This is a genomic window from Synechococcus sp. J7-Johnson (assembly GCF_024345795.1).
GTDB lineage: Bacteria > Cyanobacteriota > Cyanobacteriia > PCC-6307 > Cyanobiaceae > Regnicoccus_A.
In genome coordinates this window covers 1-22,247 of record NZ_JAGQBU010000029.1, presented here as the reverse complement: position 1 = coordinate 22,247, position 22,247 = coordinate 1, and the positions used below count along the sequence as shown (strand labels likewise).

Here is a 22,247-nt window from a genome sequence, read left to right as displayed (position 1 = left end):
TCAGGTCCTGGGGCTGGCCAGGAAGCGCCGGCTGAGCCACAGCGACACGTACACCAGTGCCACCAGCACCGGCACCTCGATCAGGGGGCCGATCACCCCGGCCAGGGCCTGGCGCGAGCTGACCCCCCAGACGCTGATGCTCACGGCGATCGCCAACTCGAAGTTGTTGCCGGCGGCGGTGAAGGCGAGGGTGGCGGTTTTCGGATAGCTGAGGCCGCTGCGGCGGCCCACCACAAACGCCGTTCCCCACATGATCGCGAAGTAGAGCACCAACGGCACCGCCACGGTGGCCACCGTGAGCGGATCGGAGGTGATGGCCTGTCCTTGCAGGGCGAACATCACCACGATCGTGAACAGCAGGCCGTAGAGGGCGAAAGGGCTGAGGTTGGGGATGAAGCGCTGCTCGTACCAGCGGGGGCCCTTGAGGCGCAGGCCGATCCGGCGGGTGAGGTAACCCGCCAGCAAGGGCAGCCCCAGGAACACCAGCACCGCCCGGGCGATCTCGGCCATGGAGAAGGTCACGTCTTCGGTGGCCAGGCCCAGCCAGCCTGGGAGGATCTTCAGATAAAACCCGCCCAGCAAGGCGTATGCCAGCACCTGCACGATCGAATTGATCGCCACCAGCAGGGCCGCCGCTTCCCGATCGCCCTGGGCCAGATCGATCCAGATCAGCACCATGGCGATGCAGGGGGCCAGGCCGATCAGGATCAGCCCGGTGCGGAACTCCGGTTGGCTGGGCAGGAACAACCAGGCCAGGGCGAACATCAGCGCCGGGCCCAGACCCCAGACCAACAGCAACGACAACCGCAGCAGGCGTCGATCCCGCAATGTGTGGCCCAGCTCCTCGTAGTGAACCTTCGCCAGCACCGGGTACATCATCAACAGCAGACCCAGGGCGATCGGCAGGGAGGTGTTGCCGATCCTCACGGCATCGAGCAGGCCCTGGATGGCGGGGAAGAAGCGGCCCAGCAGCAGTCCGCTCGCCATCGCCAGCAGGATCCACAGGGGCAGGAACCGATCGAGCACCGACAGCCTGGCCAGCACGGCACGTTCTTCGGGGGGCGCGTCGCTCACGGGCATGGGCTGGCGGAGTTGCGGCAGTCGGCACTCAAGGCAGCAAGCCAGCCGCGGAGTTCGTCGAGGGCTTCGGGGCGCAGGCGGTAGTAAATCCAGCGGCCCTCCTGCCGGTCGGCCAGCAGCCGGGCCTGCTTGAGCACCTTGAGGTGAAAGGAGAGCTTCGACTGGGCCAGGTCGAGATCGGCGGTGAGATCACAGACGCAGCGCTCGCCGCCGCCGAGAGCCTCGATCACCCGCAGCCGCAACGGATCGGCGAGGGCCTTGAGCAGCGCTCGGGCCTGGTCGCTTTGGAGGGACGTGGTGGCGACGCTCATCGGATCGGGCCTGCCTGATTCATCAACGCTAGTTGATTGGTTTGCGGCAGCGGGTCAGAGGTTGGTCCTGGGGTCAGGCAGGACGCCTCAGGTGCTGAAGGCGCAGCTCGCTCACCGAGGCGATGGCCTCGAAGTCGGCGTCGAAGCTCACCAGCACGGCGTTGTGGTGCAGGGCCACGGCGGCCACCAGCAGATCGAGGCTGCCCACCGTGCGGCCGACCTGGCGGCAGGCCTGGCCCAAGGCAATCGAGCGCTGCCATAGATCCGCTGGGGTAGGGAGCGTGGGAAGGGTGGCGAACTGGGCCTCCAACAACCTGGCTTCCTCAGGCCGGGCTGAGCGCAGGACTTCAAAGAGCACGGGTTCAGCCAGGTGGGCCGCCGGATCCAGCACGAAAGGCGCGATGAACTGCTTCAGCGCAGCCTGACTGCGGGCACGGGTGAAGTCGATCCAGAGGCTGGTGTCGAGCAACAGGGTCATGGGGCCAACTCCTGCTCCCGCTGGCGATCGCGCTCCTGATCAGCTTCGTAGCCCTCCAGCTCCACGCCCCACTCGCCGCTGAGGAAGCGCTGAGCGATCTGGGCCCGGCGTCGATGCTGGAGGGCCTGCTCCAGCAAGCGCCGGATGGCAGGGCCCTTCTTGCGTTCGCCGGTGAGTTCCAGGATTTCCCGCATCTCATGATCCGAGAGATCGACGGTCACTTTCATGGTTTCGGTGAGAACTTATCTGATTCTGGGGCGACCCAGGAGCTGTGACGACCTCAATCCAGCTCCTGCGGAGTTCCTGGGATGCGGGGTCAAGGGAAGGAGCCGTTGCGGATGGCCAGTCGGGCGGCCTCCCAACTCCGCTGCAGAGCATCAACAGGATCCCCAATAGCCGGCAACATCTGCTTGCGGGTGCTCTCCAGCACCCTCCCATCAACCAATCTTGATCTAAGTTTCCAAGGCTTGACCCTGCCTCCATGAAGATCGGCATCAACGGCTTCGGCCGCATCGGCCGCCTGGTGTTCCGCGCCCTCTGGGGCAGGCCCGGCATCACCCTGGTGCACGTGAATGATCCGGCCGGTGATGCCGCTACCGCCGCTCACCTGCTCGAATTCGACTCCGTGCATGGTCGCTGGCCCCAGGCGGTGCATGCCGACGCCGGCGCCGAAGCGGATGGCTTTCGGGTGGACGACCAGCCGGTGAGCTGGAGCCGCCACAAGGATCCCACTGCCGTGCCCTGGCTTGATGCCGGCGTGGACCTGGTGCTCGAGTGCAGCGGCAAGATCAAAACACCCGAAACCCTCCAGCCCTACTTCAGTGCGGCGGGCCTGAAGCGGGTGATCGTGGCCTGCCCGGTGAAGGGGGTGATCGCCGGGGAAGAAGCGCTGAACGTGGTGTTCGGCATCAACCACGAGCTCTACGAACCCAGCCGCCACAGATTGCTCACCGCCGCCTCCTGCACCACCAACTGCCTGGCACCGGTGGTGAAGGTGGTGCACGAGAGCTTCGGCATTCGCCACGGCTCGATCACCACCCTGCACAACATCACCAACACCCAGGTGGTGATCGACAGCTTCAAATCCGACCTGCGCCGCGCCCGCTCCGCCACCAGCTCATTGATCCCCACCACCACTGGATCTGCCAAGGCGATCGGCCTGATCTTCCCGGAGCTGCAGGGCAAACTCAACGGCCACGCCGTGCGGGTGCCCTTGCTCAATGCCTCGATCACCGATGCGGTGTTCGAGCTGGAGCGCGCGGTGAGCGTGGAGGAGGTGAACGGCGCCTTTGCCGCCGCTGCAGCCGGAGCGCTGCAGGGAATCCTGGGCTATGAGGAGCGGCCGCTGGTGTCGGTCGATTACCTCAACGACAGCCGCAGTTCGATCGTCGATGCCCTCTCCACGCTGGTGACGGGCGGCACCCAGCTCAAGGTGTTCGCCTGGTACGACAACGAGTGGGGCTACAGCTGCCGCATGGCCGATCTGGCCTGCCACGTGGCGGCGCTTGAAGTTGCTGGCCCTTCGGCCGCGGCTGAACAGGATGCTGTTGCATGAAACAGCTCACCGGGCTGCAGCAATACGCGATCGTGACGGCCAATTACTGGGCCTTCACCCTCACCGATGGGGCGCTGCGCATGCTCGTGGTGTTCCATTTCCACCAGCTGGGTTACACCACCCTGGAGATCGCCTTTCTGTTTCTGTTCTACGAATTCTTCGGCATTCTCACTAACCTCTACGGCGGCTGGCTGGGGGCCCGCTTCGGGCTGCGGCTCACGCTCTGGGCGGGCACGTTGCTGCAGGTGGGTGCCCTGCTGATGCTGATTCCCGTCGCCGAAGGCTGGCCCCGCTGGTGGAGCGTGGCCTACGTAATGCTGGCCCAGGCGATCAGCGGCATCGCCAAGGACCTCAACAAGATGAGCGCCAAGAGCGCCATCAAGACCGTGGTGCCGGAAACCCCAGGCGATCCCAACCGAGGCGAAGCCCAGCTGTTCAAGTGGGTGGCGATCCTCACCGGCTCCAAGAACGCCCTCAAGGGGGTGGGCTTTTTCCTGGGTGGGGTGCTGCTCGCCACGATCGGCTTCAATGCCGCCGTTGCGGCGATGGCCGCCGGGCTGTTCCTGGCTTTCCTGGTCACCCTGGTGCTGCCTGGTGAGATCGGCCGCATGAAGGAGAAACCGGCCTTCACAGCCCTGTTCTCCAAATCGAAGGGCATCAATGTGCTCTCAACGGCCCGCTTCTTCCTGTTCGGCGCCAGAGATGTCTGGTTCGTGGTGGCCCTGCCGGTGTTTCTGCAGACCACCCTCGGTTGGCGCTACTGGGAGGCGGGCGGCTTCATGGGCCTCTGGGTGATCGGCTACGGGATCGTGCAGGGCTCCGCGCCGGCCCTGCGTCGCAGCTGGGGGCAGAGCGCTCCGCCGGGCGTGTCCGCTGTGCAGTTCTGGAGCGCCGTGCTCACGGCCATCCCGGCCCTGATCGCCGTGGCCCTTTGGCGGGAGGCGGCCCAGCCGGGGGTGGCGATCGTGGTGGGGCTGGCCGCCTTCGGCGTGGTGTTCGCGATGAATTCCTCGATCCACAGCTACATGGTGCTGGCCTACACCGACGCCGAATCGGTGAGCCTCAACGTGGGCTTCTATTACATGGCCAATGCAGCGGGTCGCCTGGTGGGCACCCTGCTCTCCGGTGCTTTGTTTCTGGTGGGCGGCCTGCAGGCCTGCCTGTGGGCCTCGTGCCTGCTGGTGGGGTTGTCGTGCCTGAGCAGCCTGCGTCTGCCGGCGCCGCTGCGGCAGCCTGGCTTGTGCCCGTAAGGTGGGGACCCGTTTGTAGAGGCGTGGTCTGCGGCGATGACCCGAATGTTGGCCCTGTCGCCCGAACCTGCCACAGAAGCCTTGCCTTCAGGCGCCACGCTTCGGTCGGTGCCGAAGGAATTCCTCGATCCCCCTTCGGCCTGGAATCCCACCGTGGCGCTCTTCCTCGGAGGCTTCGCTCTGGCGGGGCTCACCATCTGGGGCTGGTTCGTGCCCCAGTGGCCGCTGCCGCTGCTGCTGGCTCTGGGATTCCTGGCCCTGCACCTGGAGGGCACCGTGATCCACGACGCCTGCCACAACGCCGCCCACCCCAGCCGCTTCTGGAATGCGGTCATGGGCCACGGGGCCGCGCTGCTGCTGGGCTTCAGCTTCCCGGTGTTCACCCGGGTGCATCTGCAGCATCACGCCCACGTCAATGATCCGAAGCGCGATCCCGACCACATCGTCTCCACCTTCGGACCGCTCTGGCTGATTGCACCACGCTTCTTCTATCACGAAGTCTTTTTCTTCCGCCACCGTCTCTGGCGCAAGTGGGAGTTACTGGAATGGGGCCTGGCCCGTGCCATTTTCATCTCGATAGTGCTGGCTGCCTTCAAATTCAACTTTCAGTCGTTCATCTTCAATTGTTGGTTCGCCCCGGCGTTGATGGTCGGCGTCACTCTCGGCCTCTTCTTCGACTACCTGCCCCACCGCCCCTTCAAGTCACGCAACCGCTGGCATAACGCCAGGATCTACCCCAGTCGGGTGATGAACTGGTTGATCATGGGGCAGAACTATCATCTCGTGCATCACCTCTGGCCCTCGATTCCCTGGTTCGAGTATCAGCCTGCTTACAGGGCCACCAAGCCACTTCTCGACGCCAAGGGATCACCCCAGCGCCTGGGGTTCTTCGAAACTCCCCACGACGGCATCAACTTTCTCTATGACATTTTCCTGGGCATCCGCAGCCACAAGCGCCGGCGCAGCCGCCTGCGCCCGATCGCGGCGTTGATGCCCACAGCCCGCTCCCGCCGCCACCTGCTCTCGCTGCTGCACCGAACGGCCGTCTCGCCGGTGCCCCGCTCCTCGGCCGGCTGAGGCGATCAGATCAGATCAGGTCAGGTCAACCCCAGTCAGCCCAAGTCATCCCAGTCAGCTCAGCTCGCCAGGATCTGAGGAACCCTGAAGAAGTCGCCCTCCCGCTGGGGTGCCAGCTCAATCAACTCCTCTCGCACGGGTGTTTCTTCCACCTCGTCGTCGCGGGTCACGTTGACCACTTCCACCGCCCGGGTGGTGGGAGGAACTCCCACCGTATCCACCTGCTCCAGGTGCGCCACATACTCGAGGATGCGTTCCAGCTGGCTGGTGTAGGTCGCGATCTTGGCCTCGGGCAGCTCCAGGCGCGCCAGCTGGGCCACCTTGCGTACGTCGTCTGAAGAAATCTGGGCCATCGTTGCGGTGAAGCTGGATCAGCTGGCCTGAACCTAACTGGAGCAGCCCGGGCACGTCCCGGACATGTCCCGTTCACTCGCTCAGAAAAGTCTCCAGATCCTTGCTGAGGGCCTCGGCGGCCAGTTCAAGGAAGCGTTTGCCATCGTCGGCGCTGGCGAGGTAGGGGTCGGAGCCCATCCGACCGTCGGGGTGGCGTCGGCGGAAATCCTCGGGCCCGTGGATCGGCCCGGCGGGCGCCGGCTCCGGCAGGGGCCGCTGCTTCGCCACCAGGCTCGGCTCCAGGTGCATGGTGAGGGCGATTTCGCTTGGGGTGGCGTGGTGCCCTTCGCGGTTGCCGTAGCGCTCGCGGGCCTCTCGCATCACGGGACCAGCCATGAACCAGTTGGCCAGTTGGCAGCGCAGCCCAGGGGCCCCCGCCAGCCCCCGGCTGGCGGCACTGGCGTAGGCCTCGGCAAAGGCGGCCCGGGTGGTGGCGATGTTGCCGCCATGGCCGTTGATCACGAAGATCCGCTCGAAGCCATGGCGGGCAAGCGACAGCACCACGTCGTGGATCACTGCCAGCAGAGTGGAGGGCTGAAGGCTGATCGTGCCCGCGAAGCCCAGGTGGTGTTCGGCCATGCCGAAGGCCTGGGCAGGCGTGACCAGCACACCGGTGCGGCGACCCACCTCCAGGGCCACCGCTTCGGCGGTGAGGGCATCGGTGCCGATGGCGCCGGTGGGGCCGTGCTGTTCGGTGGAGCCCAGGGGCACGATCACCCCCTTGCAGCCCCTCAGGTACTCCTCCACCTCCGGCCAGCTGCGCAGCTGCAGCCGGATCGCCTCCACGCTTGTGGCGGGGCCGGGCAGGGGGCTGCCGGCCGGCGCGGTGGTCTGGGGCGAGGAGATCGTCACCGGGGCAGCTCGGCCACGGGGCCGAAACGAGGGATCCTCTGAAGTATCCCTAGGATCAGGTGGATCCGGGCCCCGATCCGCACTCGGCCCGCTGGAGTCGGAGCTCAGGATGCTGCACCGGAAGCTGGATCAGTTCTGCAGCGAGAAGCGACCGGTCTGGGTGTTCCTGCGCGATCAGCAGCGCTGGATCGAGCAGGCTCTGGTGGTGGAGATCGCCGGCGACCTGGTCACCCTGCGTTACGACGAAGAGGAAGACGACGAACTGCACAGCTGGGAGGAGAGCGTTCGCCTCGATTCGATCGGAGCGGTGAGTACCCGCCTGGCCCACTTCAGCCGCAGTGCCAGGGCAGAGGATCTCGAAACCTCCGAAGACTGCCCTGAATCGGAGCAGCTGCACCGCCAGGGCTGAGCGCTGTGCCCGCCGCCCCAGCGCCGCAAGTTCAGTGGGCGGTGCCGTTGCCGTCGTAGTCGTCGCTGTCGTAGTAACCACCCCGGGTGCCGAAGTAGAGGGTCGCCAGGCAGAACAGACCGCTGCCGGCCAGCAGCACGGTGCCGAGATTGAAGCTGGAGAGAGCGTTGGACACGAAACGGTCGCGAAAGACAGGCAGAGACCAACCCCCGCAGGAGGTGGCGTTCTCCAGTCTGGCGGCATCCGCTCCCGGGGCCGCTCCTGGCAGCGGGGGTGTCGATCTCCTGACGCCCGCCTTCTTTGCGCGCGGCGCCGATCAGGTGGGTCCGGATCTGGTCGGCTGCCTGTTGCTGCGCCGCTTCGAGGATGGGCGCTGCCTCCGGGGCCTGGTGGTGGAAACCGAGGCCTACTGCCAGAGCGAGCCCGCCTGCCACGGTCACAGGCGTCGCTCTCCCTCCAACGACACCCTGTTCGGCCCGCCGGGGCGCTTCTACGTTTACGTCAGTCATGGCATCCATCACTGCGTGAATGTGGTCACCGACCGTGAAGGCTGGGCCAACGGTGTCCTGCTCAGGGCCGTGGCCCTGGCGGGTGAGCCAGAACGCACCGCCGCTGGCCCCGCCCTGCTGGCGCGTCGCTTCGGCCTGGATCGCCGCCACGACGGCCAGCCGGTGGATTCCGCCGGCGGAGTGTGGCTGGCGCCGAGGCCCCCGGCTCTGCTGGCCTGGTGGCGGCAGCAGCAGCTGCAGGGTCAGGACCCGCTGCTCACCACCACCCGCATTGGCATCACCAGGGGGGTGGAGCTGCCCTGGCGCTGGTACCTCAAGGCCAGCCGCAGCGTCAGTCGCCGGGCCCGGGGCGACCGCACCCCGGCGCATTCCGTGGCCCTGAAGCCAGAGGCGGTGTTGCCCGTGGCGGCTGCTGGGTCGGGGATGGAGCCGTGAGCGGCTGGTCGCACCGGCACCTGATCGATCTGGCGGCCTTCAGCCTCGAGGATTTCGCCACCGTGCTGGAGCTGGCCCAGCGCTTCAGGGTGATGCCCGTCAGCGGCTCCCGCAAGCTGCCGGCCCTGCAGGGCCGGCAGGTGACCAGCCTGTTCTTCGAGCCCAGCACCCGCACCCGCAGCAGCTTCGAGCTGGCGGCTCGGCGCCTCTCGGCCGATGTCCAGAGCTTCTCCCCCTCTTCGAGCTCCCTCAGCAAGGGGGAGAGCCTGCTCGATACCGCCCTCACCTACGTGGCCATGGGCGCCGATGTGCTGGTGGTGCGCCATCGCTGCGCCGGTGTTCCGGCGGCGCTGGCCCGCGACCTCGACCGCGAACGTGAACGACGGGGCGGCGGCCGGCCGGTGGCGGTGCTCAACGGTGGAGATGGACTCCACAGCCACCCGAGCCAGGGGCTGCTCGATCTGTTCACCCTCGCCCGTCATTTCGCCCCGGAGCAGCCGACCCCGGCGGCGCTCCGCGACCGGACCATCGTGATCGTGGGCGATGTGCTCCATTCGCGGGTGGCGCGCTCCAACCTCTGGGCACTCACCGCCTGCGGTGCCCATGTGGTGCTCTGCGCCCCTGCCACGCTGCTGCCCGATGCCTTCGTCCAGTTCGTGGCGGCACCACCCCCTGGTCAGGCCAGGGATCCGGTGGCAAACCGTGGCTCGATCCGGATCGAGCGCCAGCTGGAGCAGGCCCTGCACGGCGCCGATGCCGTGATGACCTTGCGGCTGCAGCGGGAGCGGATGCACCAGCACCTGCTCACCAGCCTGGAGAGTTACCACCGCCGTTTCGGCCTCAGCCTGGAGCGACTGGAGCTGTGCGGGTCCGCGGTGCCGGTGCTGCATCCAGGTCCCGTCAACCGGGGCGTGGAGATGAGCGGCGACCTGCTGGATGACCCCGACCGCTGCCTGGTGGCGGAGCAGGTGCGTAACGGCATTCCGATGCGCATGGCCCTGCTGTATCTGCTGGCCGCCCGCGGCGATGAGCTCAGAGAAGCTTGAAGCCCTCCTGCAGCAGTCCATAGAGCAGGCCAATGCGCCCGGCGTCCAGCAACTGCAGGGTCAGGCGGTCCTGGGGGCGCTGCAGCAGCCAGCGCCGGCAGCGGATCGAGAGCTCGATCGGCACCACGCAGATCAGGGCCGCCAGCGGATCCAGATAGGCCAGGGCTCCGGTGAGCATTCCCACTGCCCCGCCGAAGAAGAAGGCTCCAAATCCGGTGATCAGCACCAGGGAGAGCCGCCGCCAGGGATTCTCCGCCCAGTGGCGCAGGCGCTCACCCTGCAGAGCCACCTGACGATGCAACCGGGTCTGCTGGGGGCGTATCAACGCTGGGCCTTGGACGGGAAGAATGGGCAGGTGCGTTGGCTGGAGATCCCCATCACCCGGCCCAGCCACCTGCCGCCGCAGGTCTACACCCTTTCAGTCCGTCCTGCCAGTCCTGCGCCAGAGCTCAGCTTTCGCTGTCCTTGCTCTTGCGCGACCCCTTGCCTTCCAGCAGCTCCAGCAGCGCCTCCATCTGGGCCATGACGCCGCGCACCTCGCCCGCCTCCGGCAGCAGACCGTCTTCCATCACCCCCTGGTGCATCTCCCGGAGTTCCTGGCGGATGTAGCGCAGGTGACTCACCACCTGCTCTCGCTTGGACTGCGACATGGATGGGGCAACCTGTATTGCCCTCTCTTTTACCTTACGGCCGGTCAGGGGGGCTTCAACCAGGGGAAACAGGCCTCCCTGGCTGGGCCGGAGTCGATCAGGACCCCCTTGCTCAAGCGCTCAGCAGACCTTCATTTTTCGCCGAAACGGGCCTTGGCGGCGCAGTAGAAGTCAAGGTCGATGCTGGTGAGGGAGGCCTCAGCGGCCAGGCTTTCGATCCGTCGCCGTACGGCGGGGCGCACGAAAAACGGCACCTCCTTGAGCCTGGCTTCAGCTTCGGGAGTCCACTCCATGGGCATGGTGTTCGATGAAAAGATTCAACCTGTTGAACGGTATCTGCGATCAGTGCCCTGTGCTGAAGTTGGCCTGGAAGGGATTTGCCAACCTGGCCGGTTATCTCAGAAGATGTTGGTGGAGTTCAGTTCGCAGAGACGGCAGCAGGCTGGACATTCTCTCTGGGGATGAGGCTAAGCTGACACCGTCTTTGCAAGTTAAACCCCATGGGGAGTCTGCTTGCCGACTTCTCGCGGATCATCTATGAGCTCAACGTATCGGAAGATATACGTTAACTTTTTGAGAGTTAGCAGATTATGTTCCTATGGTCTTTTCTTGGAATGTCCATGACATGCGCTTACTGTGTGTTCAGTAGTCACTGGCTTGTTGCGATGTTTGAATGTGAAGCTTGTCGGCCGATGACTGCATAGGATCAACCCAGAGTTGATCATTCAGGCTTCGTTGTAAGGATATGGAGAATAGGGGACTCGAACCCCTGACCTCTGCGGTGCGATCGCAGCGCTCTACCAGCTGAGCTAATTCCCCTTGAGGTTATCCCTTCCATAAATTTATCAGCCCTGCCCAGTGGCGGGGCTGATGCGCTGGAATTGAGCGGTGCTCCGCCCCATTGGCCCCGTGTCCGCAACCCCGATCACGCCTGAGCGACTGGCCGCCTTCGATGAGGCGGCCATCGCCGAGCTGGCCCAGCGCCTGGACGACGACGATTACCCCACCCCCTTCGCCGCACTGCAGGACTGGCACCTGATCCGGGCCCTGGCGATCCACCGCCCGGAGCTGGCGCGTCCCTACGTGCATCTGGTGGATCAGGAACCCTTCGATGAGGAGTGAGCAGGATCCTCTTGCCGGTTGCAGGATCCTGGTGGCGATCAGCGGCAGCATCGCCGCCATCAAGCTGCCTGCCCTGGTCAGTGTCCTGGTCCAGCGCGGGGCCCTGATCCGCTGCGTGCTCACCCCCAGTGCCGCCCGACTGGTGAGCCCGGTGGCACTGGCCAGCCTCAGCCGAGCCGCCTGCCACCTCGACGAGGACCAGTGGAGCCACCGGGCGCCCCGACCCCTGCATGTGGAGCTGGCCGAGTGGGCCGAGCTGGTACTGCTGGCCCCTCTCAGCGCCACCAGCCTTGCTCGCTGGGTTCATGGCTCCGGCGACACCCTGCTGTCCAGCACCCTGCTGGCCACCGAGGCGCCGGTGCTGGCGGCTGCCGCCATGAACACGGCGATGTGGGGGGCGCCCGGGGTGCGGCGCAACTGGGATCAGCTGCAGGACTTCGAGCGGGTGCTGCCCCTGGGGCCGGCCGCTGGCCTGCTCGCCTGCGACCGCCAGGGGGCCGGCCGGATGGCCGAGCCCCAGCAGCTGCTGCTGGGATTGGAAACCCTGCGCCTGCATGGCTGGCGGCGTGATTGGCAGGGGAGGCGGCTGCTGGTGAGCGCCGGGCCCACCCGCGAATGGCTCGATCCCGCCCGCTGCCTCACCAATCCCAGCAGTGGCCGGATGGGGGTGATGCTCGCCCAGGCCGCCCGGTTGCGGGGGGCTGAGGTCGACCTGGTGCACGGCCCCCTCAACCTCGATCCGCTCCTGCTGGAAGGTCTGCATGCGCATCCCGTCGAGAGCGGTGCGGCCATGGGCCAGGCCCTGGAGCAGCTGCAACCAGCGGCCGATGCGGTGGCCATGGCCGCTGCCGTGGCGGATCACGGCCGTGCCGCACCCGAACTCCAGAAACTCAGCAAACAGGATCTGCTCGCCAGCCTCAGCGCCGGCTGGTGCGAGGTGCCGGACCTGCTGGCCCAGCTGGTGGCCCGCCGCGCCGCAGGTCAACGGATCCTGGGGTTTGCCGCACACTCCGGCGATGTGCTCCCCCAGGCCCGCGCCAAGTTGCGGCGCAAGGGCTGCGATCTGCTCTTTGCCAACCCGATCGACCAACCGCAGGCCGGCTTCGGGGTGAACAGCAATGAAGGCTGGCTGCTTGGTCCGGAGGAGCGGGAGTTGCGCATCCACCCTGCCGGCAAGTTCGCCGTGGCCCATCAGCTCATCAGTGCCCTCGGCGCCCTGCTGGATCCGCTCACGCGGCCAGCGGGGGCTCCTCGTGAAGGTCTGGCCGGTCGTCGCGCTGCAGCAGATCCATGAAGGTGCGCAGCTGCAGGCGGGGGATGTAGGGCCAGCCGCCGCTGCGCTCCATGTTCCTGAGCAGGGCGAACAGCTGCTGGCGGTCCTCCGGCAGGCTGCGGCGGAAGGCGCCGTCCTGAATCGAGCGATGCAGGGTTTCCAGCTCCCGCAGCAGGGTCAGCAACGCCTCGGGCTGCCCTTCGAGCCCTTCGGCGAGCCGGTGGAGATCCTGCACAAGCCTCCCCGCGGCCAGCTGGGGATCCTGAGCTTCGGGCGGCGCGTTGAAACCTTCGGTCATGACTGCCGTGTCGCGTCCCGCCCTACGGGTTGTTGAGAGCCGCAACATGCTATCGGGACAGGGGTTTTTCATCTGTAGGATCGCCGTTGGCGCACCCTCCATCAAGGTTTCACCCTGCTTGTGCGGCTTCTCCCAATGCGTTTTCGACCCCTGCTGGCCCTAGTGCTGGCGCTCTGCCTGACGCTGGTCACAGCGTGCAGCGGCGGTGCCACAGCCGTTGAACGGGCCAATGTCACTTACGACGACATCGTCAACACCGGCAAGGCCAACGACTGCCCGTCCCTTCCCGATTCGGCCCGCGGATCCATCCCCCTCGATCCGTCTGCCAGCTACCAACTGCGTGAAATCTGCCTCCACCCCAACGAAGTTTTCGTGAAGGGTGAGCCAGCCAACAAGCGCCAGGAGGCGCAGTTCGTGGCGGGCAAGATCCTCACCCGTTACACCTCCAGCCTTGATCAGGTCTACGGCGATCTCAGCATCGACGGCGACAAGCTCACCTTCAAGGAGCTTGGCGGCATCGATTTCCAGCCGATCACCGTTCTGATGCCGGGTGGTGAAGAAGTCCCCTTCACCTTCTCCAGCAAGAAGCTGATCGCCAGCGCCGTTGGTGCTTCCATCAGCCCGAGCACGGATTTCGAGGGTTCCTACCGCACTCCCAGCTACCGCACCAGCAACTTCCTCGATCCCAAGGGCCGTGGCCTCACCTCCGGCTACAGCAGTGCTGTGGGTCTGGTGCCTGCCGGTGACGATGAAGACCTCACCAAGGAAAACGTCAAGCAGTACGTCGATGGCACCGGCACCATGAGCCTTTCGATCACCAAGGTCGACAGCGCCACGGGTGAGTTCGCCGGGGTGTTCTCAGCGGTCCAGCCTTCCGACACCGACATGGGCAGCAAGGCCGTCGTCGATGTCAAGGTCACCGGCCAGCTCTACGGCCGCCTGGAGAAGGTCTGAAACGAGCCGCCTCAGGCTCAGGCCTCTGGCTGTTGTTCCTCTCTGCCGCTTTCACCGTCTGTGGCGCTTTCAAAGTTGCTGCAGATGCTTCAAAAGGCCCCGATTGGGGCCTTTTTTTGTGGCAGTTCCATCCAGGCGCCGCAGTTACGCCACCCCGGCCACATGTCCGTGACGCCCTGTCTGGAACAATTTCTCCACCTGCCGCTGGCCCCCCATGACCACCGCCGCTCCTTCCGGCCGCTCCAGCACCGGTCTGATCCCGCCCCACGGGGGCTCACTGGTGGATCTGATCGTGCCCGCGGAGCAGCGTGAGGCGGTGAAGGCGGGTGTCGATCGGGTGCTGGAGTGCAGCCACCGCAACGCCTGCGATGTGGAGCTGTTGATGGTGGGTGGCTTCTCGCCCCTGCTGGGCTTCATGCACCAGGAGGACTACGAGGCGGTGGTGAAGGGGAACCGCACCACGTCAGGGCTCCTGTTCGGGCTGCCGATCATCTTCGACACGGCTGACGCCACGATCCAGGTGGGCGAGCGCCTGCTGCTTACCTACCAGGGTCAGGAGCTGGCGGTGCTCACGGTGGAAAGCCGCTGGGAGCCCGACAAGGTGAAGGAGGCCAAAGGCTGCTACGGCACCACCTCCCTGGAGCATCCGGCGGTGCGCATGATCGCCACCGAGCGGGGCCGCTACTACCTAGGCGGTGCTCTCCAGGGCCTGGAACTGCCCCAGAGGGTGTTCCCCTGCCGCACCCCGGCCGAGGTGCGCGCCGATCTGCCCCACGGCGAGGACGTGGTGGCCTTCCAGTGCCGCAATCCGATCCACCGGGCCCATTACGAGCTGTTCACCCGCGCCCTGCATGCCACGAACGTGAGCGAGGGGGGTGTGGTGCTGGTGCATCCCACCTGCGGTCCCACCCAGGAGGACGACATTGCCGGTGAGGTGCGCTTCCAGACCTACGAGCGCCTGGCGGCTGAGGTGGCCAACCCCAGAATCCGCTGGGCCTACCTGCCCTACGCCATGCACATGGCAGGGCCCAGGGAGGCGCTGCAGCACATGATCATCCGCAAGAATTACGGCTGCACTCACTTCATCATCGGCCGCGACATGGCGGGCTGTAAGAGCTCCTTGAGCGGTGAGGATTTCTACGGCCCCTACGACGCCCAGGACTTCGCCCGCGACAACGCGCCGGAGCTGGGAATGGAAACGGTGCCGTCCCTCAACCTGGTGTACACCGAAGAAGAGGGCTACGTGACGGCGGAGCACGCCGAGGCGAGGGGGCTGCATGTAAAGAAATTGAGCGGAACCCAGTTCCGGCAGATGCTGCGCAGCGGTGAGGAGATCCCGGAGTGGTTCGCCTTCCGTAGCGTGGTGGAGGTGCTGCGGTCCGCCTGACGGTCCCGGCGACAGTTAACATTCTGTTACTTCCCCTCTCAGGAGCACGCAGGTTGAAAAAACGCTGGCGCAACGCGGGGCTTTATGTGCTCCTGGCGATCGTGGTGATTGCGGTGGGGTCCGCTTTCCTGGGGCGCCCTGATCAGGCCAATGCCCCCAGAAGCCTCCGCTACAGCGATTTCGTCGAGGCGGTTCAGGAGAACCAGATCTCCCGCGTGCTGATCTCCCCCGACCGCGGCACCGCCCAGGTCGTTGAGAACGACGGCAACCGGGCCGTGGTCAACCTCGCCCCTGACAAGGACCTGCTCAAGCTGCTCACTGACCACAACGTCGACATCGCGGTTCAGCCCAACCGTGAGCCGGCCGCCTGGCAGCAGGCAGTGGGCAGCTTGCTCTTCCCGCTGCTGCTCCTGGGAGGTCTGTTCTTCCTGTTGCGGCGCGCCCAGGGGGGCGGCGGAAACCCCGCCATGAGCTTCGGCAAGAGCAAGGCACGGGTTCAGATGGAACCCCAGACCCAGGTCACCTTCGGTGATGTGGCCGGCATTGAGGGCGCCAAGCTCGAGCTCACCGAGGTGGTCGACTTCCTCAAGAATCCCGATCGCTTCACGGCCGTGGGCGCCAAGATTCCCAAGGGTGTGCTCCTGGTGGGCCCTCCCGGCACCGGCAAGACCCTGCTTGCCAAAGCGGTGGCCGGTGAAGCCGGCGTGCCGTTCTTCTCGATCGCCGGTTCTGAGTTCGTGGAGATGTTTGTGGGTGTGGGCGCCAGCCGCGTGCGTGACCTGTTCGAGCAGGCCAAGAAGAGCGCGCCCTGCATCGTCTTCATCGACGAGATCGACGCGGTTGGCCGTCAGCGCGGCGCTGGCCTGGGCGGCGGTAACGACGAAAGGGAGCAGACCCTCAACCAGCTGCTGACCGAGATGGACGGCTTCGAGGGCAACACCGGCGTGATCATCGTGGCGGCCACCAACCGCCCCGACGTGCTGGATTCGGCCCTGCTGCGGCCGGGTCGTTTCGATCGCCAGGTGGTGGTCGACCGTCCGGACTACGCAGGCCGTTTCCAGATCCTTGGGGTCCATGCCCGCGGCAAGACCCTTGCCAAGGACGTTGATCTCGACAAGGTGGCGCGTCGCACCCCCGGTTTCACCGGAGCCGATCTCGCTAACCTGCTCAATGAGGCGGCGATCCTGGCGGCCCGCCGGCAGCTCACCGAGATCTCGATGGATGAGGTCAATGACGCCATCGAGCGCGTCATGGCCGGTCCTGAGAAGAAAGACCGGGTGATGAGCGAGAAGCGCAAGCGGCTGGTGGCGTATCACGAATCGGGCCATGCTCTGGTGGGAGCCCTGATGCCCGACTACGACCCCGTCCAGAAGATCAGCATCATTCCCCGCGGCCAGGCCGGTGGTCTCACATTCTTCACCCCCAGCGAAGAGCGGATGGAGTCGGGCCTCTATTCCCGCGCATACCTCCAGAACCAGATGGCTGTGGCCCTCGGTGGGCGCGTTGCTGAGGAGATCGTCTACGGCGAAGACGAGGTCACCACCGGAGCCTCCAACGACCTTCAGCAGGTGGCCCGCGTCGCCCGCCAGATGGTCACCCGTTTCGGCATGAGCGACAAGTTGGGTCCTGTGGCCCTTGGCCGCGCCCAGGGGGGGATGTTCCTCGGCCGCGACATTGCAGCCGAGCGCGACTTCTCCGAAGACACCGCCGCCACAATCGATGACGAGGTGGGACTGCTGGTGGCTGAGGCCTACCGCCGTGCCAAGCGCGTGCTGATCGATAACCGCTCGGTTCTCGATGAACTGGCCGAGATGCTTGTGGAGAAGGAAACCGTCGACGCCGAGGAGCTTCAGGAGCTTCTTATCCGCAGCGATGTGCGGGTCGCTGAATACGTCTGAGTCCGGGTCGCTGCTGGCTGAACTCCGGGCACTGCCGCTGCTTGCGGTCCTGCGCCCGGTCCGTCCGCTTGATGCCGTTTCCCGGATCGCGCTGCTGAGCGCGGCCGGGATTCGCCATGTCGAGATCGCCTGGAGCCCATGGCCCTGCTGGAGCCACGACTGCCGTGAGCTGGCCCAACGCTTCCCCGCCATCCGTTTCGGGGCGGCTTCGGTGCGAACGCTCCAGGCCCTGGAGGCTGCCGACCAGGCCGGCTTCAGCTTTGCGTTCTCGCCCGTGCTGGATCCAGGCCTGCTGAGGAGAGCCCACCAGCTGGCCATCACCCTGGTGCCGGGGGTCTTCTCGCCCACGGAGGTGCACCAGGCGGTTCAGTTGGGCTGCGTGGCCGTGAAACTCTTCCCGGCCAAGACCCTGGGGTCTGGTTACTGGTCCTCGCTCTCCGGTGCTCTGGCTCCCTTGCCCTTCTGCATCGCCGCGGGGGGACTGAAGGTCGCTGACCTCAGCGGCTGGCTCCATGGAGGTGTGGATGCTCTGGCCCTGGGCTCCACGCTGTTCGAGCCGATCAGCGAGGAGGGAGCCTGCCCCCGCTTGGATCCGCGCCTGGCCGGCTGGGTGGCGACCTACCCCTCAGCCCTTCACCAGAGGCTGCACTGAGCCTGCTGACGCAGCAGGTGGTCGGCCAGCACCAGGGCCACCATCGCTTCCACCATCGGCACCGCCCGGGGCAGCACGCAGGGGTCGTGGCGGCCCTTGGCTTCCAGCACCGTGGCCTCGCCGCTGGAGGTGATCGTCTGCTGGGCCTTGCGGATCGTGGCGGTGGGTTTGAAGGCCACCCGCAGCACGATGTCCTCGCCGTTGCTGATGCCCCCCTGGATGCCGCCGGAGTTGTTGGTGGCGGTGCGCAGGCTGCCATCGCCGGTGGCGATGAAGGCGTCGTTGTGCTCACTGCCCCGCTGCAGGCTGCCGCCGAAGCCCGAGCCGATCTCGAAGCCCTTGGTGGCCGGCAGCGACATCACCGCCTTGGCCAGGTCGGCTTCGAGCTTGTCGAAGACCGGCATGCCCAGCCCCACCGGCGCCCGGCGAACCACGCACTCGATCACGCCGCCGCAGGAATCACCCTCGCGGCCGATCGCCTCGATCCGCTCGATCATCCGCTCGGCGCAGGCGGCATCAGGGCAACGCACGATGTTGGCCTCCACGTCTTCGAGGCTCACGCTGGCTGGATCGATCGCGGCCTCGATGGTGTGGATCCGCTTCACCCAGGCGATCACCTCGGTGCCATGGGCTCTGGCCAGCAATTGCTTGGCGATGGCACCGGCGGCCACCCGGCCGATTGTTTCCCGCGCCGAGGCCCGGCCGCCGCCACTGCGGGCCTGGATGCCGTATTTCGCCTGGTAGGTGGCATCGGCGTGGGAGGGACGGAACGCCACCTCCATCTCCTTGTAATCGTTGGGACGCTGGTCCCTGTTGCGCACCACCATCGCGATCGGTGTGCCCAGGGTGACCCCATCGAGCAGGCCGCTGAGGATCTCGACGCGATCGTCTTCCTTGCGCGGGGTGGTGATCTTGCTCTGGCCGGGCTTCCTGCGGTCGAGCTCCGCCTGAATGGCCTCAAGATCGAGCGCCAGCCGTGGCGGGCAGCCATCGACGATCACACCGACACCACCGCCGTGGGACTCCCCGAAGGTGGTGATCCGAAACAGGTGTCCGAAGCTGCTGCCCATGGGCTGGAGCCTACTGAAACGCTCCGACTGCGGTCCTGCTGGTTCGACCTCCGTGGTGCGTCGTCCTCAGCTGCCGGTCTCCCGCATCCTGCCAACGAAGGCCGCTTCGGCCTCCTTGTTGGCCAGGGCACCATCATCCACAATGATGATCCGATCGGCAACATCGAGAATCTTGTTGTCGTGGGTCACCATGATGATCGTGGTCTTGTGATTGGTGGCCATCTCACGCATCAGGTTCACCACATTGCGGCCTGATTCCTTGTCTAGAGCAGCGGTGGGTTCATCGCCGAGCAGGATCTTTGGTTGCGCCACCATGGCCCGGGCAATCGCCACCCGCTGCCTCTGGCCGCCGGAAAGATTGGCTGGAAAGTAGTCTTCGCGATCTCCGAGACCCACTTTCTCGAGCATTTCTGCCGCCAGCTTGTCCATGTCTTCCTCGTAGTACTGATCGTGCAGTTCGAGGGAGAGGCGCACATTCTTCCTGGCGTTGAGGAACATCATCAGGTTGTGGGCCTGGAAGATGAAACCCACGTTGAGGCGAAGCTTCGCCAGTACCTCCTTGCCGGCTCCATGGAGTTCCTCGCCGAGGATCTTCAGGCTGCCGTCCTGGCATGCCCGCAAGCCTCCCAGCATTGTGAGCAGGGTGGTCTTGCCGGAACCGGAAGGCCCTGTGCAGATCACGATCTCGCCCGGCTGGATGTCGAGAGTGATGTCCTTGAGGGCGTGCTTGCGGCTGTCGCCGCTGCCGAACCAGTGGTTCACGTGTTTCAGGGAGATCACGGGTTCGACGGTTGGCAAGGAATCACCGGCGGGTACAGATTCTCCAGTGCGCACTCGTGCGGATTCAGAAGACATCGGCCGGATCGAGTTCCACAAGTTTGCGGGTGGCCAGGGCGCCGGATCCCACGCACATCACGAAGGTGAGGATCAACACCTGCAGTGCCCGGTTCAGGGTCATGAACACTGTGAGCTTGGTGACGTTGGCCAGCAGGCTGTAAAGACCCATGGAGATGATCACACCCGGCACGAAGCCGATCAACGCCAGAATGGCCGACTGCTGGATCACCACGCTGATCACGAAGGAATCGGTGTAGCCCATCGCCTTCAGTGTGGCGTACTGGGGCAGATTATTCATCACGTCACCGAAGAGGATCTGGTACACGATGATGCTGCCCACCACGAAGCCCACCAGAACGCCGAGGGAGAAGATGAATCCCACCGAGGAGTTGCGCTTCCAGTAGTTCACCTCCAGCTCGGCCAGTTCATTGCGGGTGAGCACCTTCACTTCTTTCGTCATCAATGGCTGCAGGGCGGCCTGCACGGCGCTGGCTGAGCTGCCGGGCCGCAGGCGGATCAGGCCCAGTTGGATCATGCGGTGATCCGCCTTGGGGAACATGTAGAGAAAGGTGTTCTCGCTGACGATCAGATTGGCCTCGGCCGCGAAGGTGGCCCCCATCGAGAAGGTGTCGACGATGCGGATCGATTTGCCGTTGATCTCGAGTGGATAGACGCCATCTCGCTTCAAGATGCTGGTAACATCTCCGTATTGCTTCTTGGAGTTGCGATCGAAGAGCGCGTTGCGCAGCGGCTGCAGACGGAAAGGATCGTTCTCGAGTTCGGGAAAGGCGAGGGATGGCTTGGCGAGATCCACGCCGAAGGTGTAGATGTCGTAAGACTGCCGGGTGGCGGGGGTGATCCAGGTGCCGCGCGAGATGCGCAGCGGCGAGATGCTCTCCACCCCTTCAACCCCGAGGGCCTGATAGAGCCGGCTGCGCTGGAAGTCCTGCAGGGATCCGAGGTTGCTGTAGCCCTCACTCACCATCACCAGATCGGCGCGGAGGCGGTCGATGGGTTTGCGCTGGCTGTTGTAAAGGCTGTCCATCAACCCCAGTTGAAAGAACATCAGCAGGTTGGAGAAGCTCACACCCGCCAGGGCGATCATCATCTTCACCGGGCTGTTGGTGACCTGCAGCCAGGCCACCGGGGTGCGTTTCAGCAGCTTGCGCAGGGGGCTGATCATGGTGCCGGTGCCGGCTTGGGGTCAAATACCACGTTCACCTGGAGATTGGAGGCGTAGCCGATCCGTTTCTGCTCTGATTCATTGAGCTGGAGCTGCAGCTTCACCTCGAACACCCGCTGGTCCTGATTCTCACCAGGCTCCCCGGCGAAGATGGTCTGCTTCTGCACCTGGGGAATCACCTGGTACACCTTGCCCTTGAGGCTGCCTTCGATGCCATCGGCGGTGATGGTGGCGCCCTGGCCCTTGCCGATCATGCGCATGTCGGTCTGATAGACCTCTGCCGTCACGACCATGCGGCTGGTGTCTGCCATCTCGAGGATGCCCTCGTCGCTCACCTTGTCGCCTGGCCTGGCGATGATCTTGAGGATGCGTCCGTTCTGGGGTGCCAGCACCGTGGCGAACTCGAATTCCTGGCGGGCTCGGTCGCGGGCGGCTACCGCCTTGCGTAGTTCATTGTTGGCGGTGGTGATGTCTTCGGGGCGCACCTCCTTGATCTGCTCCAGGGTCTGCCTGGCGCTCTCGATGTCGGAGCGAAGGGTGAGCAGGGTGCCGTCGCGGGTTTCGATCGCCTTGGCCAGATCGGCAGCACTGGTCTCGGCGCGGGTGCGGTAGCGGTCCCGCTCGAGCGCGGATACGCCCCCATCGGCGTACAGGCCGTCATAGCGCTGCTGTTCAACCCGTGCCTCGGTGGCCTTGGCGCGGGCGGCATTGACAGCCTGGTCCTGGGCGAGCTTCTGGGCGGCCAGTTTGCGCTCCAGGCTCTGCACGTTGAACTCCTGCGCCCTGATTTCCCCCTGCTTGGCACCGGCCCTCACCTGGGCCAGCTTGCTCTGGGCTACGGCCACGTTCTCGTTGGCCTCGTCGTATGACGCCTTGAGGGTGCCGTAGCTGTTCAGCCGGGCCAGGGGTGTTCCCCGCGTCACCCAGGTGTCCTCCTGCACCAGGATCTCTTCGATGCGGTCGCCGCTCAGAGAGCTCGACACAGCCACTTTGCGGATCTTGGTTTCCGGCTCGATGCGCCCCAGGGCGGACACGCGCCGAACAGCGGCGACGGGGGGCGGTTCGCTTGGTTTCGGCTGGCAGCCCAGCAGGGTCACACCCACCCCGATCAAGGACATTCCGATCAGAACGATCGCCAGACCCCCTGGAGATTTGCCCCGCCGCTGCTGGCGATGGGCGTGGGGTATGCCGCGACGGGCGGCATCTGGACGTGCGGGTCGGACCCTCAAAGAATCGAATCCGGTACAGCCGTTTCGACTGTAGGCAGGTTTCCAGACCCCAGCCCAGGGTGACGCAGGTTGTTGATCACAGGGGCAGCCCCCGCAGCTCCGACTGATTGCTCTGTGGATGATTTGCCCTGTGGATGATCGGTCCTGGAGCTGCTGGTATGTGGCATAAAAAAGCCCCCGCCAAGGCGGAGGCTTCACTTGCTATTGAGTTGAAGCAGCTGGTGGGCCGCAGGGACCCACCGGTTGCATCAGCCGATTGCAGGGGCGGTCAGTGCCACTGGGGTGGCTTCTGCAGATGC

27 protein-coding genes and 1 tRNA gene are annotated in these 22,247 nt (G+C 65.4%); 12 read left to right on the top strand and 16 right to left on the bottom strand.

From position 1 onward, the window contains the following. The 4 genes from arsB to KBY93_RS12785 form a co-directional block, all read right to left on the bottom strand. Window positions 1-1,080, bottom strand: coding sequence for an ACR3 family arsenite efflux transporter (arsB, locus tag KBY93_RS12800; RefSeq protein WP_315856413.1), 1,080 nt, complete (start codon window positions 1,078-1,080; stop codon window positions 1-3). Further along, window positions 1,071-1,391 carry a helix-turn-helix transcriptional regulator gene (locus tag KBY93_RS12795; RefSeq protein WP_255094814.1) on the bottom strand — a complete coding sequence of 107 codons (321 nt, stop codon included), beginning with the start codon at window positions 1,389-1,391 and terminating at the stop codon, window positions 1,071-1,073. The genes arsB and KBY93_RS12795 overlap by 10 nt, the downstream gene beginning before the upstream one ends. Window positions 1,392-1,464: 73 nt before the next feature. Continuing rightward, the gene (locus KBY93_RS12790; RefSeq protein WP_255094813.1) at window positions 1,465-1,869 is read right to left on the bottom strand and encodes a PIN domain-containing protein; all 405 of its coding nucleotides are present in this window, start codon (window positions 1,867-1,869) and stop codon (window positions 1,465-1,467) included. Beyond that, the gene (locus KBY93_RS12785) at window positions 1,866-2,096 is read right to left on the bottom strand and encodes a hypothetical protein (RefSeq protein ID WP_255094812.1); all 231 of its coding nucleotides are present in this window, start codon (window positions 2,094-2,096) and stop codon (window positions 1,866-1,868) included. The genes KBY93_RS12790 and KBY93_RS12785 overlap by 4 nt, the downstream gene beginning before the upstream one ends. Before the next feature lie 254 nt (window positions 2,097-2,350). On the opposite strand from KBY93_RS12785, the gene KBY93_RS12780 reads away from it, so the two are divergent. From KBY93_RS12780 to crtR, 3 genes are read left to right on the top strand one after another with little or no spacing between them, the layout of a single operon-like run. Continuing rightward, window positions 2,351-3,424, top strand: coding sequence for an ArsJ-associated glyceraldehyde-3-phosphate dehydrogenase (locus tag KBY93_RS12780; protein WP_255094811.1), 1,074 nt, complete (start codon window positions 2,351-2,353; stop codon window positions 3,422-3,424). Continuing rightward, a complete protein-coding gene (gene arsJ / locus KBY93_RS12775) occupies window positions 3,421-4,674 on the top strand; it encodes an organoarsenical effux MFS transporter ArsJ (protein ID WP_255094810.1) in 1,254 nt (417 codons plus the stop codon). Before KBY93_RS12780 ends, arsJ begins: the two co-directional genes overlap by 4 nt. A 36-nt stretch (window positions 4,675-4,710) precedes the next feature. After that, window positions 4,711-5,751 (top strand): beta-carotene hydroxylase, encoded by a 1,041-nt coding sequence (gene crtR / locus KBY93_RS12770; protein WP_255094809.1) that lies wholly within the window; start codon window positions 4,711-4,713, stop codon window positions 5,749-5,751. 59 nt (window positions 5,752-5,810) lie between these two features. Here the strand turns inward: crtR and gatC are convergent, their stop codons facing one another. Both gatC and KBY93_RS12760 read right to left on the bottom strand, forming a co-directional pair. Further along, window positions 5,811-6,104 carry an Asp-tRNA(Asn)/Glu-tRNA(Gln) amidotransferase subunit GatC gene (gatC, locus tag KBY93_RS12765; protein WP_255094808.1) on the bottom strand — a complete coding sequence of 98 codons (294 nt, stop codon included), beginning with the start codon at window positions 6,102-6,104 and terminating at the stop codon, window positions 5,811-5,813. A 73-nt stretch (window positions 6,105-6,177) separates the two neighbouring features. Beyond that, complete coding sequence (locus KBY93_RS12760) at window positions 6,178-6,996, bottom strand: creatininase family protein (protein WP_255094807.1); 819 nt, start codon at window positions 6,994-6,996, stop codon at window positions 6,178-6,180. Between the two features lie 109 nt (window positions 6,997-7,105). Here KBY93_RS12760 and KBY93_RS12755 point away from each other — a divergent pair, with 109 nt between their 5' ends. Beyond that, the gene (locus KBY93_RS12755) at window positions 7,106-7,405 is read left to right on the top strand and encodes a DUF6679 family protein (protein WP_255094806.1); all 300 of its coding nucleotides are present in this window, start codon (window positions 7,106-7,108) and stop codon (window positions 7,403-7,405) included. 31 nt (window positions 7,406-7,436) lie between these two features. Here the strand turns inward: KBY93_RS12755 and KBY93_RS12750 are convergent, their stop codons facing one another. Continuing rightward, the gene (locus KBY93_RS12750; RefSeq protein WP_006172340.1) at window positions 7,437-7,580 is read right to left on the bottom strand and encodes a hypothetical protein; all 144 of its coding nucleotides are present in this window, start codon (window positions 7,578-7,580) and stop codon (window positions 7,437-7,439) included. A gap of 58 nt (window positions 7,581-7,638) precedes the next feature. On the opposite strand from KBY93_RS12750, the gene KBY93_RS12745 reads away from it, so the two are divergent. Next, window positions 7,639-8,349 (top strand): DNA-3-methyladenine glycosylase, encoded by a 711-nt coding sequence (locus KBY93_RS12745; RefSeq protein ID WP_255094826.1) that lies wholly within the window; start codon window positions 7,639-7,641, stop codon window positions 8,347-8,349. Further along, a complete protein-coding gene (locus KBY93_RS12740) occupies window positions 8,346-9,395 on the top strand; it encodes an aspartate carbamoyltransferase catalytic subunit (protein ID WP_255094805.1) in 1,050 nt (349 codons plus the stop codon). The genes KBY93_RS12745 and KBY93_RS12740 overlap by 4 nt, the downstream gene beginning before the upstream one ends. Here KBY93_RS12740 and KBY93_RS12735 read toward each other — a convergent pair. The 4 genes from KBY93_RS12735 to KBY93_RS12720 form a co-directional block, all read right to left on the bottom strand. Further along, on the bottom strand, window positions 9,382-9,720 hold the full coding sequence (locus KBY93_RS12735; RefSeq protein ID WP_255094804.1) for a DUF565 domain-containing protein: 339 nt from the start codon (window positions 9,718-9,720) through the stop codon (window positions 9,382-9,384). The genes KBY93_RS12740 and KBY93_RS12735 overlap by 14 nt on opposite strands. A gap of 124 nt (window positions 9,721-9,844) precedes the next feature. Then, the gene (locus KBY93_RS12730; RefSeq protein ID WP_255094803.1) at window positions 9,845-10,045 is read right to left on the bottom strand and encodes a hypothetical protein; all 201 of its coding nucleotides are present in this window, start codon (window positions 10,043-10,045) and stop codon (window positions 9,845-9,847) included. Window positions 10,046-10,176: 131 nt separating this feature from the next. After that, a complete protein-coding gene (locus KBY93_RS12725; RefSeq protein WP_255094802.1) occupies window positions 10,177-10,338 on the bottom strand; it encodes a PCP reductase family protein in 162 nt (53 codons plus the stop codon). 453 nt (window positions 10,339-10,791) lie between these two features. Continuing rightward, window positions 10,792-10,864 (bottom strand) — tRNA-Ala (locus KBY93_RS12720). Between the two features lie 90 nt (window positions 10,865-10,954). Between KBY93_RS12720 and KBY93_RS12715 the strand changes: the two genes are divergently transcribed. Together KBY93_RS12715 and coaBC are read left to right on the top strand one after the other, a co-directional pair. Then, window positions 10,955-11,167: a DUF2555 domain-containing protein gene (locus tag KBY93_RS12715; protein WP_255094801.1), complete on the top strand. Its 213-nt coding sequence runs from the start codon at window positions 10,955-10,957 to the stop codon at window positions 11,165-11,167. Continuing rightward, a complete protein-coding gene (gene coaBC / locus KBY93_RS12710) occupies window positions 11,157-12,461 on the top strand; it encodes a bifunctional phosphopantothenoylcysteine decarboxylase/phosphopantothenate--cysteine ligase CoaBC (protein ID WP_255094800.1) in 1,305 nt (434 codons plus the stop codon). The genes KBY93_RS12715 and coaBC overlap by 11 nt, the downstream gene beginning before the upstream one ends. On the opposite strand, the gene KBY93_RS12705 is transcribed toward coaBC, so the two are convergent. After that, entirely contained in the window at window positions 12,397-12,738 is a 342-nt protein-coding gene (locus KBY93_RS12705; protein WP_255094799.1) for a hypothetical protein, read from the bottom strand. The genes coaBC and KBY93_RS12705 overlap by 65 nt on opposite strands. Before the next feature lie 135 nt (window positions 12,739-12,873). Here KBY93_RS12705 and KBY93_RS12700 point away from each other — a divergent pair, with 135 nt between their 5' ends. From KBY93_RS12700 to KBY93_RS12685, 4 genes are all read left to right on the top strand, one after another. Then, the gene (locus KBY93_RS12700; RefSeq protein ID WP_255094798.1) at window positions 12,874-13,692 is read left to right on the top strand and encodes a photosystem II manganese-stabilizing polypeptide; all 819 of its coding nucleotides are present in this window, start codon (window positions 12,874-12,876) and stop codon (window positions 13,690-13,692) included. Window positions 13,693-13,906: 214 nt separating this feature from the next. Next, window positions 13,907-15,079, top strand: coding sequence for a sulfate adenylyltransferase (sat, locus tag KBY93_RS12695; RefSeq protein ID WP_255094797.1), 1,173 nt, complete (start codon window positions 13,907-13,909; stop codon window positions 15,077-15,079). Between the two features lie 53 nt (window positions 15,080-15,132). Beyond that, window positions 15,133-16,977: an ATP-dependent zinc metalloprotease FtsH3 gene (ftsH3, locus tag KBY93_RS12690; protein WP_255094795.1), complete on the top strand. Its 1,845-nt coding sequence runs from the start codon at window positions 15,133-15,135 to the stop codon at window positions 16,975-16,977. Next, window positions 16,952-17,629: a bifunctional 4-hydroxy-2-oxoglutarate aldolase/2-dehydro-3-deoxy-phosphogluconate aldolase gene (locus KBY93_RS12685; protein WP_255094794.1), complete on the top strand. Its 678-nt coding sequence runs from the start codon at window positions 16,952-16,954 to the stop codon at window positions 17,627-17,629. Before ftsH3 ends, KBY93_RS12685 begins: the two co-directional genes overlap by 26 nt. Here KBY93_RS12685 and aroC read toward each other — a convergent pair. From aroC to KBY93_RS12665, 4 genes are all read right to left on the bottom strand, one after another. Further along, on the bottom strand, window positions 17,611-18,699 hold the full coding sequence (gene aroC / locus KBY93_RS12680) for a chorismate synthase (protein WP_255094793.1): 1,089 nt from the start codon (window positions 18,697-18,699) through the stop codon (window positions 17,611-17,613). The two genes, KBY93_RS12685 and aroC, sit on opposite strands and share 19 nt — an antisense overlap. Window positions 18,700-18,765: 66 nt before the next feature. Next, window positions 18,766-19,497, bottom strand: a complete 732-nt coding sequence (locus tag KBY93_RS12675) for an ATP-binding cassette domain-containing protein (protein ID WP_255094792.1) — start codon at window positions 19,495-19,497, stop codon at window positions 18,766-18,768. A gap of 46 nt (window positions 19,498-19,543) precedes the next feature. Then, entirely contained in the window at window positions 19,544-20,719 is a 1,176-nt protein-coding gene (devC, locus tag KBY93_RS12670; RefSeq protein ID WP_255094791.1) for an ABC transporter permease DevC, read from the bottom strand. Next, entirely contained in the window at window positions 20,716-21,948 is a 1,233-nt protein-coding gene (locus KBY93_RS12665; RefSeq protein WP_255094790.1) for an efflux RND transporter periplasmic adaptor subunit, read from the bottom strand. Before KBY93_RS12665 ends, devC begins: the two co-directional genes overlap by 4 nt. Window positions 21,949-22,247 lie beyond the last annotated feature (299 nt).